At 68.2% G+C, this 18,164-nt stretch carries 12 protein-coding genes; 9 read left to right on the plus strand and 3 right to left on the minus strand.

The window, feature by feature from the left end; genetic code table 11:
- Window positions 1–191: 191 nt before the first annotated feature.
- From BLT97_RS26140 to BLT97_RS26150, 3 genes are all read left to right on the plus strand, one after another.
- Window positions 192–509 (plus strand): hypothetical protein, encoded by a 318-nt coding sequence (locus tag BLT97_RS26140; protein ID WP_093614362.1) that lies wholly within the window; start codon window positions 192–194, stop codon window positions 507–509.
- Window positions 510–693: 184 nt separating this feature from the next.
- A complete protein-coding gene (locus tag BLT97_RS26145; RefSeq protein ID WP_093614364.1) occupies window positions 694–1,815 on the plus strand; it encodes a lipid II:glycine glycyltransferase FemX in 1,122 nt (373 codons plus the stop codon).
- Between the two features lie 132 nt (window positions 1,816–1,947).
- Window positions 1,948–2,979, plus strand: a complete 1,032-nt coding sequence (locus BLT97_RS26150; protein ID WP_093614366.1) for an alanine racemase — start codon at window positions 1,948–1,950, stop codon at window positions 2,977–2,979.
- 97 nt (window positions 2,980–3,076) lie between these two features.
- Here BLT97_RS26150 and BLT97_RS26155 read toward each other — a convergent pair whose 3' ends face one another.
- Window positions 3,077–4,636 (minus strand): glycosyltransferase family 87 protein, encoded by a 1,560-nt coding sequence (locus BLT97_RS26155; protein WP_093614368.1) that lies wholly within the window; start codon window positions 4,634–4,636, stop codon window positions 3,077–3,079.
- A gap of 122 nt (window positions 4,637–4,758) precedes the next feature.
- A complete protein-coding gene (locus BLT97_RS26160; RefSeq protein WP_093614370.1) occupies window positions 4,759–7,428 on the minus strand; it encodes a transglycosylase domain-containing protein in 2,670 nt (889 codons plus the stop codon).
- Between the two features lie 393 nt (window positions 7,429–7,821).
- On the opposite strand from BLT97_RS26160, the gene BLT97_RS26165 reads away from it, so the two are divergent.
- The 4 genes from BLT97_RS26165 (at window position 7,822) to BLT97_RS26180 (ending at window position 11,595) form a co-directional block, all read left to right on the plus strand.
- A complete protein-coding gene (locus BLT97_RS26165; protein WP_093614372.1) occupies window positions 7,822–8,499 on the plus strand; it encodes a PadR family transcriptional regulator in 678 nt (225 codons plus the stop codon).
- A 45-nt stretch (window positions 8,500–8,544) separates the two neighbouring features.
- Window positions 8,545–9,627, plus strand: a complete 1,083-nt coding sequence (locus BLT97_RS26170; protein ID WP_093614374.1) for an inositol-3-phosphate synthase — start codon at window positions 8,545–8,547, stop codon at window positions 9,625–9,627.
- A 138-nt stretch (window positions 9,628–9,765) separates the two neighbouring features.
- On the plus strand, window positions 9,766–11,028 hold the full coding sequence (locus tag BLT97_RS26175) for an MFS transporter (RefSeq protein ID WP_093614376.1): 1,263 nt from the start codon (window positions 9,766–9,768) through the stop codon (window positions 11,026–11,028).
- Between the two features lie 114 nt (window positions 11,029–11,142).
- The gene (locus BLT97_RS26180) at window positions 11,143–11,595 is read left to right on the plus strand and encodes an LppU/SCO3897 family protein (RefSeq protein ID WP_093614378.1); all 453 of its coding nucleotides are present in this window, start codon (window positions 11,143–11,145) and stop codon (window positions 11,593–11,595) included.
- Between the two features lie 116 nt (window positions 11,596–11,711).
- On the opposite strand, the gene BLT97_RS26185 is transcribed toward BLT97_RS26180, so the two are convergent.
- Complete coding sequence (locus tag BLT97_RS26185) at window positions 11,712–13,181, minus strand: CCA tRNA nucleotidyltransferase (RefSeq protein WP_093614380.1); 1,470 nt, start codon at window positions 13,179–13,181, stop codon at window positions 11,712–11,714.
- Between the two features lie 252 nt (window positions 13,182–13,433).
- On the opposite strand from BLT97_RS26185, the gene BLT97_RS26190 reads away from it, so the two are divergent.
- Both BLT97_RS26190 and murJ read left to right on the plus strand, forming a co-directional pair.
- Window positions 13,434–15,803, plus strand: a complete 2,370-nt coding sequence (locus BLT97_RS26190; protein WP_093614382.1) for a DUF6049 family protein — start codon at window positions 13,434–13,436, stop codon at window positions 15,801–15,803.
- A 47-nt stretch (window positions 15,804–15,850) separates the two neighbouring features.
- Complete coding sequence (gene murJ / locus BLT97_RS26195) at window positions 15,851–18,148, plus strand: murein biosynthesis integral membrane protein MurJ (protein WP_093614384.1); 2,298 nt, start codon at window positions 15,851–15,853, stop codon at window positions 18,146–18,148.
- Window positions 18,149–18,164 lie beyond the last annotated feature (16 nt).

Genomic DNA, 18,164 nt, shown 5'->3' on the forward strand with positions numbered 1-18,164 from the left:
ACAATCAGGCCCCGCGAGGGCGGGAAGCTGGTCGTGGGATCCCAGGAGACCTGGGCAGACACCGCTGCAGACGTTACAGAGTACCTGCCGCTTGCCTTCCGGTTGAAATCCGGTGGTAAAGAGCCGCAATCTGTACACATCGGGTGTCCACAGCGCTACGATGCGCCGCTCTATGCCAGGAGGTGCCCCCGATGGCACAGGCAATGCGACCCAATACCTCGACCTCGCTCTTCGCGACGGACGGCAAGCCCCATCCGCTCCAGGACACGCTGCTCGCGATCACGCTGGTGCTCGGCATCACGGCGTTCGTCAGCGCGATGTTCCACAACCTCCATCTGCTGAGCTCCTGGACGGGGCTCATCGGGATCCTCACGGGTGCCTACGGGCAGTTCATCTCGGAGACGACCCGCGAGCGGACTCTGATGATCATCGGGCTCGGTGCCGCCGCGGTCGGCTTCTTCCTCGGTATGGCCCACGGCGGTCTGTTCGGCGGCGTGATCGGGGGCTGACCCGCCGACGGCGTGATCGTCGGCCGCCTCAGCCCGCTCCTCCCTGGGCTCGGCCCTCCGGATCCCACCCCGGACGGGCCGAGTCCGCATGCGCCCATTCGGGGCGGACCGGTGGCGCAGTAGGCTTCGGCGCGAGAGCCGGAACCCCTGCCCCTGGGGACACACCGACCGAGGAGCGCCCCGCATGAGCCTGACCCTGAGGACCATCAGCCGCGAGCAGCATCTGGCGTACATCCAGAGCCTGCCCTCGGCGAGCCACTGCCAGGTCCCGGCGTGGGCTGATGTGAAGAGCGAGTGGCGCTCGGAGAACCTCGGCTGGTTCGACGACAAGACCGGCCAGCTCGTCGGCGCGGGCCTGGTCCTCTACCGCCAGCTCCCCAAGGTCAAGCGCTACCTCGCATATCTGCCCGAGGGGCCGGTCATCAACTGGTATGCCCCCAACCTGGACGAGTGGCTCAAGCCGATGCTCGCCCACCTCAAGCAGCAGGGCGCCTTCTCCGTGAAGATGGGCCCGCCCGTCGTGATCCGGAAGTGGGACGCTCCGGCGATCAAGGCCGGGATCCAGAACCCGGACGTCAAGCGCCTGCGCGACATCGAGGCCACGCACATCGAGCCGCGTGCCTTCGAGGTCTCGGACAAGCTGCGCCGTATGGGCTGGCAACAGGGCGAGGACGGCGGCGCCGGCTTCGGCGACGTGCAGCCCCGCTATGTCTTCCAGGTGCCCCTCGCCGGCCGCTCGCTCGAAGAGGTCCAGAAGGGCTTCAACCAGCTGTGGCGGCGCAACATCAAGAAGGCCGACAAGGCCGGCGTCGAGGTCGTCCAGGGCGGCTACGAGGACCTCGCCGAGTGGCAGCGCCTGTACGAGATCACGGCGATCCGCGACAAGTTCCGCCCCCGCCCGCTCAGTTACTTCCAGCAGCAGTGGCGCGCCCTCAACTCCGAGGACCCGAACCGCATGCGGCTGTACTTCGCCCGGCACAACGGGGTGAACCTCGCGGCCGCGACGATGCTCGTGGTCGGCGGCCACGTCTGGTACTCCTACGGCGCCTCCGACAACATCGGCCGCGAGGTCCGGCCCTCGAACGCGATGCAGTGGCGGATGCTCCGCGACGCCTACGCGCTGGGCGCGAGCGTCTACGACCTGCGCGGCATCTCCGACTCGCTCGACGAGACCGACCACCTCTTCGGCCTGATCCAGTTCAAGGTCGGCACGGGCGGCGAGGCCGTCGAGTACGTCGGCGAGTGGGACTTCCCGCTCAACAAGCTGCTGCACAAGGCGCTCGACATCTACATGTCGCGCCGCTGACCGGGCAGCCGGGCACTTCGCAGGCCGCGCCGCCGATTTCCCGTATCGCATCGGCACAGCGGCCGACCGAGCACAATTGCCTTCCATACCTCTGATACACCGCAGACGCGAGAAAGGTTCCGGGTAACGGCCATGGCGCTCACGCTTTATGTCGACACCGCGCGCTGGCGTGCGCACCACAAGCAGGTGCTCGATCAGTTCCCGGGTCTCATCCCCGTCTGCAAGGGCAACGGCTACGGCTTCGGCCACGAGCGGCTGGCCGAGGAGGCCACCCGGCTCGGCGCCGACATGCTCGCCGTCGGCACCACGTACGAAGCTGCCCGCATCAAGGACTGGTTCAGCGGCGACCTGCTCGTCCTGACCCCGTTCCGCCGCGGCGAGGAGCCGGTGCCGCTGCCGGACCGCGTCATCCGCTCCGTGTCCTCGGTCGAGGGCGTACACGGCCTGGTGGGCGCGCGCGTCGTCATCGAGGTCATGAGCTCGATGAAGCGGCACGGCGTCAGCGAGCAGGACCTCGCCCAGCTCACCTCCGCCATCGAGGACGTACGCCTGGAGGGCTTCGGCATCCACCTGCCGCTCGACCGCACCGACGGCTCCGACGCCGTCGAGGAGGTCATCGGCTGGATGGACCGCCTGCGAGCGGCCCGCCTCCCGCTGCACACGATGTTCGTGAGCCACCTGTCCGCTCAGGAACTCGCCCGGCTGCAACAGCAGTTCCCGCAGACCCGGTTCCGCGCCCGGATCGGCACCCGCCTGTGGCTCGGCGACCACGAGGCGACCGAGTACCGCGGCGCGGTCCTCGACGTCACGCGCGTCTCCAAGGGCGACCGCTTCGGCTACCGCCAGCAGAAGGCCCCGAACGACGGCTGGCTCGCGGTGGTCGCCGGCGGTACGTCGCACGGCGTCGGCCTCGAGGCGCCCAAGGCGCTGCACGGTGTGATGCCGCGCGCCAAGGGCGTGGCCCGCGCGGGTCTCGCGACCGTGAACCGGAACCTGTCCCCGTTCGTCTGGGCCGGCAAGCAGCGCTGGTTCGCCGAGCCGCCGCACATGCAGGTCTCGATCTTGTTCGTGCCGGGCGACTCCCAGGAGCCCAGGGTGGGCGAGGAGTTGGTGGCCCATCTGCGGCACACCACCACGCAGTTCGACCGCATCGTGGACCGCTGAGCCCAGCTGGATCTTTTTCTCGTCCTACGCCGAAGGGGCGGCCTGCAACATCAGTTGCGGCCGCCCCTTCGGCGTAAGGGGAGTCCTGTACGTTCGCTCAGGGCGAACCCTCCGGGGCGGGCCCGCCCAGCGGTGGCTTGACGGGCTCCACGCCCCAGCGCACATACGGGCCTTCGGCAGGATGACCCGCGTGGCGCGGGGGATGCGCGGCTCGGCCGAGGGTGAAGACGTCCTCGGCCCGGTCCAGCGGGCCGCCCGAGGGATCGTCCGAACCGTCCTTGCGTACGACGTCCCGCTCGGGCATCAGGATGTCCCGGACGATGACGGCGCAGAGGTACAGCGTGCCGAGGAGATGGACCAGGATGGCCAGCTGGTAGCCCTCCTGGGGCAGTCCCTGGTGCTTGTCACCGCTGGTCGTGTACGCGAGGTACATCCAGATCCCGAAGAAGTACATGACCTCGCAGGCCTGCCAGATCAGGAAGTCGCGCCAGCGGGGCCGGGCGAGCGCGGCCAGCGGGATCAGCCAGAGCACGTACTGCGGTGAATAGACCTTGTTGGTGAGGATGAACGCCGCCACCACCAGGAATGCCAGCTGCGCGAAGCGCGGTCTGCGCGGTGCGGTGAGCGTGAGCGCGGCGATCAGACCACAGCAGGCCAGCATGAGAAGCGTGGCCAGGGTGTTGACCGTCTCCGTGCTCAGCGGGGTGTCCATCCGCTGCTGCAGGATCAACCAGAACGATCCGAAGTCCGTGCCGCGCTCCTGGCTGAACGTGTAGAACTTCGACCAGCCGTCGAACGCCCCGATCATCACGGGCAGGTTCACCGCCAGCCACGCGGCGCCCGCGCCCGCGAACGCGATCCCGAACTCCCGCCAGCGGCCCGCCCGCCAGCAGAGCAGCAGAAGCGGCCCGAGCAGGAACACGGGGTAGAGCTTGGCGGCGGTCGCCAGGCCGATCAGCACGCCGAAGGCGAGCGGCCGCGAGCGCGACCACATCAGCATGGCGGCGGCGGTCAGGGCGATCGCGAGCAGGTCCCAGTTGATGGTCGCGGTGAGCGCACCCGCGGGAGCCAGCGCGACCAGCAGCCCGTCCCAGGGCCGGCGACGGTGCGTACGGGCGACGCAGACGGCGATGACGACCGCGCAGACCATCAGCATGCCGGCGTTGACCAGCCAGTAGACCTGCTCGCGGTACTGCAGGCTGTCCGTGCCGTCGGTCGGCACGCCCGTGATCCACTTGGCGACCTCCATGAACACCCCGGTCAGAACGGGGTATTCGAGGTACTCCATGCCGCCCGAGATGTCGTTCGGGATCCGGTCGAAGTACGGCACCAGGCCCTCGGCGAAGCCGCGTCCCTGGAACAGATGCGGGATGTCGGAGTAGCAGGCGTGGGTGTACTGCGCGCCCGCACCGAAGAACCAACCGCCGTTGTAGCAGGGCAGCTTCTGCACCATGCCGAGCGCGAACATCCCGATGGCGACCAGCGCGATGATGCGCACGGGGGTCCACCAGTGGGTCCCGAGCAGGGCTCTGCGGCCGAGCGGGCCACCGATCAGCTCACTGCCGGCGGCGGCGATCTCGTCCTGCCGGGTCGGCGCCACGGTCTCGTCTCCGGGGTCCGTGCGCGGACTCGTGCGCGGGTAAGTCATGGGGGTCATCCTGCCGTACGAGGCCGTGGATACGGCGAGGGCCGCCGCACCGTGAGGTGCGGCGGCCCTGTGTTTCACGTGAAACGGTCGGCCTTGGTGTGTTTCACGTGAAACACACCGTCCTGGGCGCGCTAGTCGGTTCCTCCGAGCCAACCGCCGTTCCCGTTTCCACCGTTGCCATTGCCGTTTCCGCCGGTGACCGGATCGGTCGTCGGTGGCGGTGAGGACTCGCCGCCGGTGGCCCCTCCGGAATCCGTACCGCCGACGTCGGTACCACCGTTGTTGTTGCCGCCGTTGCCCCAGCAGGCCGGGTCCCACTGGTTGCAGGATTCGGACGGCTCGACCGGCAGCGACGGCTCCGGGATCTCGTGCGACGGCGTCGGGTCGGGCTCGGGCTCTTCGCTGGGCGTGGGGGTGGGGGACGGGGTGGGCTTGCCGACCACTTCACCCGTGTCGACCGCGTCCGGGAAGTCCGAGTGCTCCTCGCCCTTGGTGCCCTCGAGCATGTAGTCCTTCCAGACCTGCGCCGGCACTTCACCACCGTGGATCGAGTCACCGGCGTCGCCCGTGATGCGAAGCAGCTTGCCCTCCTCCGGGTCGGAGCGGAACACACCGATCGCCGTGGAGAGTTCGGGCGTGTAGCCCGCGTACCAGGCGGAGAGGTTGTCGTCGGTGGTGCCGGTCTTGCCCGCGGCCGGAAAGCCGATGTCGGCGATGCGCTTGGCCGTACCCTTCTGGACCACGTTCTCCAGGACCTCGGTCACGCCGTCGGCGACATCCGGTTCCAAGGCCTGCTTCGCCGAGGGCTTCTGGAAGCCCTCCCGCTCCGCGTCGTCCTTCACGACCTTGGTCACGGAGTACGGCTCGTAGTGCTCACCGGAAGCAGCGAGCGTCGCGTACGCGCTCGACAGCGAGATGGCGTCCGGCGTGGAGGTGCCCAGCGAGAACGACACGTTGTTCATGTTGCCCGTGTCGAAGCTGCGCTCCGGGATGCCCATCGCCATGGCCGTCTCACGCGTCGTGTCGAGACCGACATCGATACCGAGCTGCGCGAACGGAACGTTGATGGACTTCTCCATCGCGAAATGCAGCGTGACGGATCCGTACTTCTTGCCGTCTTCCTCGTTCTGCTGCCGGAAGTTCCCGCCCTTGCCGTCCGGGATCGGGTCACCGTTCTGGTCGTAGATGATGCTGTTGTCATCGCCGTTGTAGCGGCTCATCGGCGAGATGCCCTTGCCGCCGGTCTTGTACGTCCCGTTCTCCATCGCCGAAGCCAGGACGAACGGCTTCCACGTCGACCCCACGGGCACACCCTGGGTACGCGCGTTGTTGACGTAGTAACCCTTGTCGTAACCAGCGCCGCCGTAGACCGCCTTGATCTGCCCGCTGTTCGGGTCCACGGAGGCGCCGCCGAACTGGACGAGCTTGTCCATGCGCTTGCCCTGTTCCTTGCGGGTCTTGGCGACCGCCTTCTCCAGGGCCTTGACCTTCTTCTCGTTGAAGGTCGTGTAGATCTTGTAGCCGCCCTTGTCGAGGTCCTCGATGGAGATCTTCATCTTCTTCGCGGCTTCCTGCTTCGCGATGTCGATGAGATAGCCGGTCTGGCCCGACAGCGGCGACTTCCGGTCCACCAGCTTCGGGAACTGCTTGACCTTGGCCCGCTCGCTCGCGGACAGGCGGTCGACCTCCACCATCCGGTTGAGGGTCCACTCCCAGCGCGCCTCGACGCGCTTCCGGTTGTCCTTCGGCTCCGCGTTGGGCCCCACACCACCGTCGGGGTTGTAGAGGTTCGGGCCCTTGAGGACCGATGCCAGGAACGCGCTCTCACTCAGACTCAGCTCGAGGGAGTCCTTGCCGAAGTAGGCCTGGGAGGCAGCCTGGATGCCGTAGGCGTTGCGGCCGTAGTACGCGGCGTTGAGATAGCCGGCGAGGATCTCGTCCTTGTCCATCTGCGCGCCGACCTTTATGGAGATGAAGAGCTCCTTGGCCTTGCGCGAGAGCGTCTGGCTCTGGTCGAGGTAGGTGTTCTTCACGAACTGCTGGGTGATGGTCGAACCACCCTGCGTCTCGCCGCCCGTGGCCATGTTGAACGCGGCACGCGCGATACCCATCGGGTCCACGCCGCTGTCGGTCTCGAAGCTGGCGTTCTCCGCGGCGATCACCGCGTCCTGCATGTGGTCGGGAATCTTGTCGATGGAGACGATCTGGCGGTTCTCCTTGCCGCCGGTCGAGGCCATCTGAGTCTTGCCGTCGTCCCAGTAGAAGACGTTGCTCTCGTTGTCCTTGATCTTGTCGACCGCAGGGATCTCCACCATCGCGTAGGCAATACCCGCCGCCGCGACGAGCATCCCGAAGAAGCCGATGAAACAGCCCGTCACCTGCTTCCAGGACGGCACGAACCGCTGCAGGCCGTCCCGGTCCGAGCGCGGGTAGTCGATCCACCGCTTCTTGGCCGGCTGGTAACGGCCCCGGCCGCGTCCCGGCCCGCCGGCCTCACCGGACGCACCGCGGCGGCCGCCACCGCTGCCGTGGCCGCCACGGCCACCACCCTCGGGCGCCCTGCGACGACCGCCGCCGCCCACGCCCGCCGAACGCTGTGCGGCACGTCGCGCCTCGGCTCGGCCGCCCCAGGGGCGGTCCTCCGTGCCCGACGTACCCGACGAGGCCGAAGCCTCGTAAGAAGAAGCCCCAGAGGAACCCCTGGGCGCTGCGCGGCGGCCGGACGACCCTGTCAGGCCGCGCCGTGCCGCTGCGCGTCCACCACCGTGCGACTGCGGAGGCTTGCGACGGTGCTCGCTCATCGAACGACTACTCCTCGGGCAGGCGTGGTACCCCACACCTGAAGGCGGCAGGTGAGTTCCAGTCCCCCTTGAGTACGGACAGGCCCCTCCCCGGGCTCATCCGCACAGCATCCGGCGCCACGACGCCCTCAGGCGTCCCCCGACCCCCGCAGGTCTCGTGGCTCTCGGTGAAATGCATGGCGCACAGACTACGCACCGTCAAAACCCGCCAGGACCTGAACTTCACCCCAAATCAGGCAACTTGCCTGCTGTGAATCGGTGATGTGACGCCGTTCACCCACCCCCCTCTTGTCGCATCCGGAGGGTCGTTCTATCGTCGTGATGTATCGGCTCGATACATCAGCACGGCATAAAGAGTCCGCGGGGACCCGGAATGTACGGAGGTGGCGAGGTATGAGCAGGCGCTCCGGCATCCTCGAGTTCGCCATCCTCGGACTGCTCCGTGAATCCCCGATGCACGGCTATGAGCTGCGCAAGCGACTCAACACTTCCCTCGGGGTCTTCCGTGCTTTCAGCTACGGGACGCTGTACCCCTGCCTCAAGACGCTGGTCGCCAACGGCTGGTTGATCGAGGAACCGGGCAATACGCCGGAGGACGCTCTCGCGGCGTCCCTGACCGGCCGCCGAGCCAAGATCGTTTACCGGCTGACGGCGGACGGCAAGGAGCGCTTCGAGGAACTGCTCTCGCAGACCGGCCCGGATGCGTACGAAGACGAGACCTTCGCCGCCCGCTTCGCCTTCTTCGGACAGACGGAACGGGACGTACGCATGCGCGTCCTGGAAGGGCGCCGCAGCCGGCTCGAGGAGCGCCTGGAGAAGATGCGCGCCTCGTTCGCCCGCACCCGCGAGCGCCTGGACGACTACACCCTTGAGCTGCAGCGGCACGGCATGGAGTCCGTGGAGCGCGAAGTGCGCTGGCTGAACGAGCTCATCGAGAGCGAGCGAGCAGGACGGGACCGCAGGTCCGCACCCGCGAGCGACGCTCAGCAGGACACATCAGGAGAGACGGGCGGTCTGCCCCGGCACGGGGGCAGTACCCGGCCGGATCCGTCCGACGACACCACCAAGTGAGGCCCGTGAGTGGGCCTCACCTCGTACACACAGGGAGCAACCGGAATGGGTTCGGTTCGCGTAGCCATCGTCGGCGTGGGCAACTGCGCCGCCTCGCTGGTGCAGGGCGTCGAGTACTACAAGGACGCCGACAAGGACACCAAGGTCCCGGGTCTGATGCACGTGCAGTTCGGCGACTACCACGTCGGTGACGTGGAGTTCGTCGCCGCGTTCGACGTGGACGCCAAGAAGGTCGGCCTCGACCTGGCGGACGCCATCGGCGCCTCCGAGAACAACACGATCAAGATCTGCGACGTGCCCTCCACCGGCGTCCAGGTGCAGCGCGGCCACACGCTCGACGGTCTCGGCAAGTACTACCGCCAGACCATCGAGGAGTCCGCCGAGGCCCCGGTCGACGTGGTGCAGATCCTCAAGGACCGCCAGGTCGACGTCCTCGTCTGCTACCTGCCGGTCGGCTCCGAGGACGCGGCGAAGTTCTACGCCCAGTGCGCCATCGACGCCAAGGTCGCGTTCGTCAACGCTCTGCCGGTCTTCATCGCCGGTACGAAGGAGTGGGCGGACAAGTTCACCGAGGCCGGCGTGCCGATCGTCGGTGACGACATCAAGTCCCAGGTGGGCGCTACCATCACGCACCGCGTGATGGCGAAGCTCTTCGAGGACCGCGGCGTCCGCCTTGAGCGCACCATGCAGCTCAACGTCGGCGGCAACATGGACTTCAAGAACATGCTCGAGCGCGACCGCCTCGAGTCGAAGAAGATCTCGAAGACCCAGGCCGTCACCTCGCAGATCCCCGACCGTGAGCTCGGCGAGAAGAACGTCCACATCGGCCCGTCCGACTACGTCGCGTGGCTCGACGACCGCAAGTGGGCCTACGTCCGCCTCGAGGGCCGCGCGTTCGGCGACGTCCCGCTGAACCTGGAGTACAAGCTCGAGGTCTGGGACTCCCCGAACTCCGCGGGTGTCATCATCGACGCTCTGCGCGCCGCGAAGATCGCCAAGGACCGCGGCATCGGCGGCCCGATCCTGTCGGCCTCCTCGTACTTCATGAAGTCCCCGCCGGTGCAGTACTTCGACGACGAGGCCTTCGAGAACGTCGAGAAGTTCATCAAGGGCGAGGTCGAGCGCTGAGCTCGCTCCTCCGCGCGCGTTTCACGTGAAACATCGTGAAACCTCCACCCTCTGAGGGCTGTTGAGGCCCCCGGCCGCACCACATGTGCGACCGGGGGCCTTTCCCGTCTCCGAGATCCCTTGTGTGAGGCTGTGCCCATGGCCGTCGTACGTGACCTGCGCATGCTGCTGCGCTTCCGGGACTTCCGCCGTCTGCTCGCCGTACGACTGCTCTCCCAGGGCGCCGACGGCGTGTACCAGGTCGCGCTCGCCACGTACGTGGTCTTCTCTCCGGAGAAACAGACCTCTGCTGCGGCCATCGCCTCCGCGATGGCGGTCCTGCTCCTGCCGTACTCGTTCATCGGTCCGTTCGCGGGCGTCCTCCTCGACCGCTGGCCGCGCCGCCAGGTCTTCGTCTACGGCAACCTCCTGCGGGCCGCTCTCGCGTGCGTCACCGGGGCGCTGATCCTGCTGAGCGTCCCGGACTGGCTCTTCTACGCCTCGGCCCTCTGCGTCACGGCCGTCAACCGCTTCGTCCTGGCCGGACTGTCGGCCGCCCTGCCACGCGTCGTCGACGGCGAGCGCCTGGTGATCGCCAACTCCCTTTCCCCCACGGCCGGCACCCTCGCGGCCACGGCGGGCGGCGGACTCGCCTTCGTCGTACGGCTGCTCGTCGCCGATTCCGATGCCGCGGTGGTGCTGCTCGGCGCGCTTCTCTACCTCTGCTCCGCTCTCGTGGCCGTACGGTTCGCACGGGACCTCCTGGGACCCGATCCGGCACTGGTGCAGCCCCATCTGGGCGCAGCCGTCGCCTCCACAGCGCGCGGTCTGGCGGCCGGCGTGCGGCACCTGCTGGCCCCCGAACGGAGGCCGGCCGCAAGGGCGTTGGCGGCCATGACCGCGATGCGCTTCTGCTACGGCGCGCTCTCCGTCATGGTCCTTATGCTCTGCCGCTACGCATGGACCTCACGCGAGTCCGAAGGGCTCGCGCTGCTCGGCGTGGCCGTCGCCGTCTCGGGAGCGGGCTTCTTCGTCGCGGCGGTGGTGACGCCGTGGGCGGTGGGGCGGCTCGGCCCGGTCGGCTGGATCGTGACCTGCGCGGGAGCGGCGGCCGTACTGGAACCCGCACTTGGGCTGCCGTTCGCCCCCGTACCGATACTGATCGCCGCGTTCGTCCTCGGACTCGTCACCCAGGGCGCGAAGATCGCCACGGACACGACCGTGCAGGCCGTCGTGGACGACGCCTATCGTGGCCGGATCTTCTCGGTCTACGACGTGCTGTTCAACGTCGCCTTCGTGGGAGCGGCCGCGGTGGCAGCCCTGGTCCTGCCCGTGGACGGCAGATCCGTCCACTTGGTTGTCACAGTGGCCCTGATCTACGCGGCAACTACAGCCGCTATGTACAGATTTGGGCGCCAGTAAGTGTCACATCAATGCCACGAAGTCACTCTGGGCTTCAGTCTCCCCACAGGTTCCGGATAGCTTCTCGGGAGTCAATTCCACGCCAACAGGCATTCGTTCGAGGGGGACCCCCACGTGACCACTCCGCCGCAGGGCCAGAACCCGTTCGCCCAGGGCCAGAACCCCTACGGTCAGCAGCCGGCTCCGCAGGGGGTCCCGCAGCAGCAGTCTCCGTACATCAACCAGGGTGGCGCCCCGGTTCCGCCGCCGGCTCCGGCGCGCTCCAAGTTCAAGCTCTACAAGAACATCGCGATCGGCGTCATCGCCGTCGCGGTCATCGGCGGCGGCTACATAGCCAGCCGTGACGACGCCAACACGGCGGCGGTCGGCGACTGCATGAGCATCAGCAACGAGGACAGCGCCACCAACGTGGACCTCGAGGTCGTCGACTGCGGCGACTCCAAGGCCAAGTACAAGGTTGCCGAGAAGAAGGACGGCAGCGGCAGCTGCGATCGCACCAAGTACGCGCAGTACAACGAGTCGGGCGACGGTGAGTCCTTCACCCTCTGCCTCACGCCGCTCAAGTAACACGCGCGCACTCCATGCGGGAGGGGCGATGTTTCACGTGAAACATCGCCCCTCCCGCATGAGGAACGGGGGCATGTTTCACGTGAAACATGCCCCCGTTTCCGTCGGCCTCCGCCTTACGCCTCCTGAGCCGCCCACCACTCCTTGAGTGCCGCGACCGCCGCCTCCCGCTCCATCGGCCCGTTCTCCAGGCGCAGCTCCAACAGGAACTTGTACGCCTGGCCGATCACCGGCCCCGGGCCGATGTCGAGGACTTCCTGGATCTCGTTGCCGTTCAAGTCCGGTCGGATCGAGTCCAGCTCCTCCTGCTCCTGAAGCCGCGCGATCCGCTCCTCCAAACCGCCGTACGCCCGCGAGAGCGCCGCGGCCTTCCGCTTGTTGCGTGTCGTGCAGTCCGAGCGGGTCAGCTTGTGCAGTCGGGAGAGAAGCGGGCCGGCGTCGCGTACGTAGCGGCGTACCGCGGAATCCGTCCACTCGCCCGTGCCGTAGCCGTGGAAGCGCAGATGCAGCTCCACGAGCCGGGTGACGTCCTTCACCAGCTCGTTGGAGTACTTCAGCGCGGTCATCCGCTTCTTCGTCATCTTCGCGCCGACCACCTCGTGGTGGTGGAAGGAGACCCGGCCGTCGCTCTCGAAGCGGCGCGTCTTCGGCTTGCCGATGTCATGCAGCAGCGCCGCCAGTCGCAGCGTGAGGTCGGGGCCGTCCTCTTCGAGGTCGATCGCCTGCTCGAGCACCGTCAACGAGTGCTCGTAGACGTCCTTGTGCCGGTGGTGCTCATCGCGCTCCAGGCGCAGCGCCGGCAGCTCGGGCAGCACACGGTCAGCGAGCCCGGTCTCGACGAGCAGCGTCAGACCCTTGCGCGGGTGGGCGGAGAGGATGAGCTTGTTCAACTCGTCCCGTACGCGCTCGGCGGAGACGATCTCGATGCGTTCCGCCATCGCCTTCATCGCGGAGACGACCTCAGGTGCCACCTCGAAGTCGAGCTGCGCGGCGAAGCGCGCTGCCCGCATCATCCGCAGCGGGTCGTCCGAGAAGGATTCCTCAGGCGTGCTCGGCGTGCGCAGCACGCGCGCGGCAAGGTCCTCGAGCCCGTGGTGCGGGTCGACGAACTCTTTCGCGGGAAGCTGCACGGCCATCGCGTTGACGGTGAAGTCCCGGCGCACGAGGTCCTGCTCGATCGAGTCCCCGTAGGAGACCTCGGGCTTGCGCGAGGTCCGGTCGTACGCCTCGGAACGGTACGTGGTGATCTCGATCTGGAAGTCCTGCTCGACGTTGCCGGCCTTCCCCTTCTTCTGGCACCCGACGGTGCCGAAGGCGATTCCGACCTCCCAGACGGCGTCCGCCCAGGGGCGGACGATCTTCAGCACGTCGTGCGGGCGGGCGTCGGTGGTGAAGTCCAGATCGTTGCCGAGCCGGCCGAGCAACGCATCACGCACCGACCCGCCGACCAGGGCGAGCGTGAACCCGGCCTCCTGGAAACGGCGGGCGAGATCGTCCGCGACAGGGGACACCCGCAGCAGTTCACTCACCGCGCGGCGCTGCACCTGGCTCAGTGCATTGAGGTTGTCTTCATTGGCGTTCGGCACAACAGAAAAGGGTACGTGCCCGCGCGGGCCGGAGCTTCCCGGTTTCCGGGGCCCGCAGGCCTCCTCGTTGTTTCACGTGGAACATCGGTATCGAGGAGGCGCCGGGGCGGGTGTCCCGGGAGGAGAACCGATCCCCCGTGACCTGCGTCCCGATCAGGTGGAGCAGTCCCCGGCACTCGGCCACAGCCCGCATCGTTACCATGCGGGGACGCAAAGGACGACCACTGACGACGACGAGGGACGGGCGAGCGCGTGGCCGAGGCGGCAGACTTCCAGGGGATGAGTCCCTCACCTGCCCGCCGGTGGCTGCGGCGCACTGTGGCCTCCGTGGTGGGTCTGCCCGTGCTGGCCGGGCTGCTGGTGCAGCCGGGCAGCACGGTCGCGCACGCGGCGCCCGGACCGTCGGCGGCGGTGAAGGCCGAGCCCACCGGTCCGCGCACCGCGTCGGTCTCGATCAACTCCTTCACGCCCCAGATCCCGTCCGAGAGCTCCACCCTGACGATCCGCGGCAAGGTCACCAACGAGAGCTCCCGGACGATCACCGAAGGCGCCATGGCGCTGCGCGTCGGTCAGTCACTGGGCAGCCGTAGCCAGATCGACTCTGCTGCCGAGGCCGGCAGCACGGTGACGGGCACCGAGGGCGAGCAGGCCGGCGGCGAGGACTACGCGCAGAAGTTCAAGAACATCGCTCCCGGGGCCACCCAGGACTTCGCGCTCAACATCCCCGTGAAAGACCTCGACCTCGGATCCGAGGGCGTCTACCAAGTCGCGGTCACCCTGACAGGGCGCACCCAGTCCCAGCAGTTCGACCAGATCCTCGGCATCGAACGGACCTTCCTGCCCTGGCAGCCCGAGGCGGCAGAGCAGCGCACGGAGATCAGCTACATGTGGCCGCTGATCTCCCGCACACATCTGACCGCGCAGTCGGACTCCGACGAGAACCAGACTCCCGTCTTCAAGGACGAGGACCTGATCAAGGAGATCTCGCCGGGCGGACGGCTCGAGCGGATGGTCACGGAGGGCAGCACGCTCCCCGTCACCTGGGTGATCGACCCGGATCTCGTCGCCTCGGTGGATCTGATGGCACGCCCGTACAACGTGGAAGGGCCGGACGGTAAGCCTGTCCCCGGCGACGAGGACAACCAGGAGATCGCCCAGGACTGGCTGAATGCACTGATCCAGGCAGTGAAGGGCGAGAAGGTCGTCGCCCTCCCGTTCGGTGATCCCGACCTCGCGTCCATGGCGCATGGAGGCAAAGCCGTGCAGGGGACGCTCAGCCACCTGAAGGACGCCACCGACGCGGCCGAGTCGACGCTGCGGACCGTTCTCCATATCTCCTCAAACACCGACTTCGCGTGGCCGGCCGAGGGGGCACTGGATCCTTCGATCGTCGACGTAGCCACCTCCGCGGGCGCGAACAACGTGATCGCGCGCAATGACAGCTTCCGCGAGACGGGCACCCTGCCCTACACGCCGACTGCGGCGCGGCCGATCGGCGACGGCACCACGGCCGTCGTGGCGGACGCCCGCCTGTCCAAGGCCTTCCAGGGCGATATGACGAGCGCCGAGCGCTCCACGCTCGCCGTGCAGCAGTTCCTGGCCCAGAGCCTCATGATCAACCTCCAGGACCCGGAGAAGCAGCGCAGCATCGTGGTGGCGCCGCAGCGAATGCCCACCACCGCCCAGGTCATGACGATGGCCACGGCCATCCGGGCCCAGCAGTCCGATTCCTGGTCCCAGGCGCAGAACCTGACCGCGGCGGCGAAGGAGAAGCCGGATCCGGGCGCCACGACGGACGTGCCGTCGGCCGGGGCGTATCCGGCGGCCCTGCGCAAGCAGGAGATGCCCCAGTCAGGCTTCGAGGACATTGAGCGCATCCAGAAGGGGCTCGACGAGTTCAAGGTCGTCCTGACGAACCCGCAGCGGGTCGTCGTCCCGTTCGGCAGGGCCATCGACCGGGCGCTGTCGACGTCGTGGCGCGGACAGCCGAGGGAGGCCCTCGCCTACCGGAAGAGCGTCGAGGACTATCTCCAGAAACTCACCGAGCAGATCATGCTCATCGAGAAGTCCGACGCCAAGCTCTCCGGCCGCAGCGCGACGATCCCCGTCACAGTCCAGAACAACCTCGCCCAGGGCGTGGAGAACCTCCGGCTCCGTCTGACCTCGACCAAGCCCAACCGTCTGAAGATCGACGGCGAGCGCTATGCCGAGCAGCAGGTGGAGGTCGCCGGCGGCCACTCCCAGTCGTTCAAGTTCTCCACCTCGGCCAACGCCAGCGGCCCGGTCGATGTGGTCGCCCAGCTCGTGACGCCGGATGGCCAGCCGTACGGCAAGAAGATCACGTTCAGCGTGAAGGTCACCGAGGTGCCGCCCACGGTCCTCGCGGTGATCGCCGGCGGTTTCCTGCTTCTGGTCCTCGCCGGATTCCGGATGTACCAGCGGCGCAAGCGCATCGCCGCGCTCCGGGCCGAGGAGCAGGGCGGCGGCACCACGGACGGGCCCGAGGGCGGCAGCGGCCCGGATTCCGGGGGCCCCGAACCGGAGCAGCCGAGTGACCCGACACCGGACACCGCCACGGAAAGCACCGACCCGTCCGGCACGGGTGAGAGAGTGGACCGTTGAGCGATGATGTGGCCGGTGGGCCGTGGGACCGATGAGGTGGGGTAAGCATGAACGCGCCGTACGACGGTGACCGCGGCCAGGGCGCGGGCGGCGGCGATCCGACCGGCGGGCCGTACCCGCCGCAGCAGCCCACCCCGGACATGCAGCAGCCGCCACCGGACCTGTACGTGCAGGACGCCTACGACCAGGATCCGTACCGCGCGCAGGACCTCGCCGCGCAGGATCCGGTGGCCGAGGCGCTCTACGACCGGGCCTCCCACCCTCCGCCGCCTCCGGGCACCTATCCCGACCCGCAGCAGCTCTACGCCCAGCCGCCGGCCGCACAGCACGCCCCCGACCCGCGCCTGTGGGCCCAGACCCCTGCGCCGGAACCGGACGGCCTGTCCCGGCAGCTGCCGTACGGCGACGATGCCCGGACGACGCAGTTCGTGGGCGTCGACGACCTGGTGACGCAGGCGGGCGAGGAGCGGTCCGCTCCGGACGCCTTCGCGCACCTGTACCGGGACCAGCAGGGGACCGGCGGGCTCTACCGCGACCAGCAGGCCGCAGGCGGGGACCAGTACGGCTACCACGGCGGCGAGCAGCATCAGCAGCACCCTCAGCAGCACCAGTACGGTGCACCGCAGAGCGGCGTCCCCGGCCGCCCGGGCCCCGATCCCATGATTCCGGCTCCCGCCACGCCGCCGACCCCTCCGCCGGCCGCTCCCGCGGCGCGCAAGGGCGGCCGGGCCTCGGGGCTCCTCAAGTCCAGCGCGGTGATGGCCGCGGGCACCCTCGTCTCGCGTCTGACGGGCTTCGTCCGCTCGATCCTGATCGCCTCGGCGCTCGGCCTCGGCCTGCTCGCCGACACCTTCCAGGTCGCGTACCAGCTGCCGACGATGATCTACATCCTCACCATCGGCGGCGGTCTGAACTCGGTCTTCGTGCCGCAGCTCGTGCGCGCCATGAAGGACGACGAGGACGGCGGGCAGGCGTACGCCAACCGCCTCCTCACGCTCGTGATGGTGGCGCTCGGCGTCCTCACCGCGGCCGGAATGTTCGCCGCGCCGCTGCTGATCCGCGCGCTGTCCGTCGAGGTGGCGAACAACCCCGCGGCCAACGACGTCGCCGTCACGCTGCTCCGCTTCTTCCTGCCCTCGATCTTCTTCATGGGCGTGCACGTCGTGATGGGCCAGATCCTCAACGCGCGCGGCAGGTTCGGCGCGATGATGTGGACCCCGGTCCTCAACAACGTGATCATCATCGCCACGCTCGGCATGTTCCTGTGGGTCTACGGAACGGCCGAGTTCAGCAAGATGACGGTCAACACCATCCCGCCGGAGGCCGTCCGGCTGCTCGGCGTAGGTGTGCTGCTGGGCCTGGTCGTCCAGGCGCTGGCGATGGTCCCGTATCTGCGCGAGGCCGGCTTCAAGCTGCGCCCGCGCTTCGACTGGAAGGGCCACGGGCTCGGCAAGGCCGCCAAGCTCGCCAAGTGGACCTTCCTCTTCGTCCTCGCCAACCAGGCCGGCGCGATCGTCGTCACGCAGCTCTCCACCGCCGCGGGCAGCGACAAGGACGGCACGGGTTTCGCCGCCTACGCCAACGCCCAGCTGATCTGGGGCCTGCCGCAGGCGATCATCACGGTCTCGCTGATGGCCGCACTCCTGCCGCGCATCTCCCGTTCGGCGCACGAGAACGACACGGGCGCGGTCCGCGACGACATCTCGCAGGGCCTGCGCACCACGGCGGTCGCGATCGTGCCGATCTCCTTCGCCTTCGTCGCGCTGGGCGTGCCGATGTGCACCCTGATGTTCGGCTCGGCCGGCGGCAACGCGGCCACGTCCATGGGCTACATGCTGATGGCCTTCGGCCTCGGCCTGATTCCGTACTCCGTGCAGTACGTCGTTCTGCGTGCTTTCTATGCGTACGAGGACACGCGGACGCCCTTCTACAACACCGTGATCGTGGCCGCCGTCAACGCGGCGGCGTCGACCGCCTGCTACTTCCTGCTGCCCGACCGCTGGGCCGTGACCGGCATGGCTGCCTCGTACGGCCTGGCCTACGCGATCGGCGTCGGGGTCGCCTGGAAGCGGCTGCGCGCGAAGCTCGGCGGGGACCTCGACGGCTCGCATGTGCTGCGGACGTACGCGCGTCTCGCCATCGCATCCGTGCCCGCTGCGATTCTCGGCGGCGCTGCTGGGTACGCGATCATGAAGGCCTTGGGCAACGGTGCCCTCGGCTCGCTCACCGCGCTGATCGTCGGCTTCGCCGTACTGCTCGGGGTGTTCTTCGTGGCCGCACGCCGGATGCGGATCGAGGAGATGAACGCGATGGTCGGAATGGTCCGGGGACGTCTCGGCCGCTGAACATTCGATGAACCGG

Origin of the sequence: Streptomyces indicus (assembly GCF_900100315.1) — a bacterium.
Lineage (GTDB): Bacteria > Actinomycetota > Actinomycetes > Streptomycetales > Streptomycetaceae > Streptomyces > Streptomyces indicus.

What these genes read in the sequence shown, in the direction of transcription:
- BLT97_RS26160 (WP_093614370.1), bottom strand. Translation starts at nt 7,428, where the DNA reads ATGAGCGAGCACCGTCGCAAGCCTCCGCAGTCGCACGGTGGTGGACGC.
- BLT97_RS26150 (WP_093614366.1), top strand. Translation starts at nt 1,948, where the DNA reads ATGGCGCTCACGCTTTATGTCGACACCGCGCGCTGGCGTGCGCACCAC.
- murJ (WP_093614384.1), top strand. Translation starts at nt 15,851, where the DNA reads ATGAACGCGCCGTACGACGGTGACCGCGGCCAGGGCGCGGGCGGCGGC.
- BLT97_RS26165 (WP_093614372.1), top strand. Translation starts at nt 7,822, where the DNA reads ATGAGCAGGCGCTCCGGCATCCTCGAGTTCGCCATCCTCGGACTGCTC.
- BLT97_RS26155 (WP_093614368.1), bottom strand. Translation starts at nt 4,636, where the DNA reads ATGACCCCCATGACTTACCCGCGCACGAGTCCGCGCACGGACCCCGGA.
- BLT97_RS26140 (WP_093614362.1), top strand. Translation starts at nt 192, where the DNA reads ATGGCACAGGCAATGCGACCCAATACCTCGACCTCGCTCTTCGCGACG.
- BLT97_RS26170 (WP_093614374.1), top strand. Translation starts at nt 8,545, where the DNA reads ATGGGTTCGGTTCGCGTAGCCATCGTCGGCGTGGGCAACTGCGCCGCC.
- BLT97_RS26175 (WP_093614376.1), top strand. Translation starts at nt 9,766, where the DNA reads ATGGCCGTCGTACGTGACCTGCGCATGCTGCTGCGCTTCCGGGACTTC.
- BLT97_RS26145 (WP_093614364.1), top strand. Translation starts at nt 694, where the DNA reads ATGAGCCTGACCCTGAGGACCATCAGCCGCGAGCAGCATCTGGCGTAC.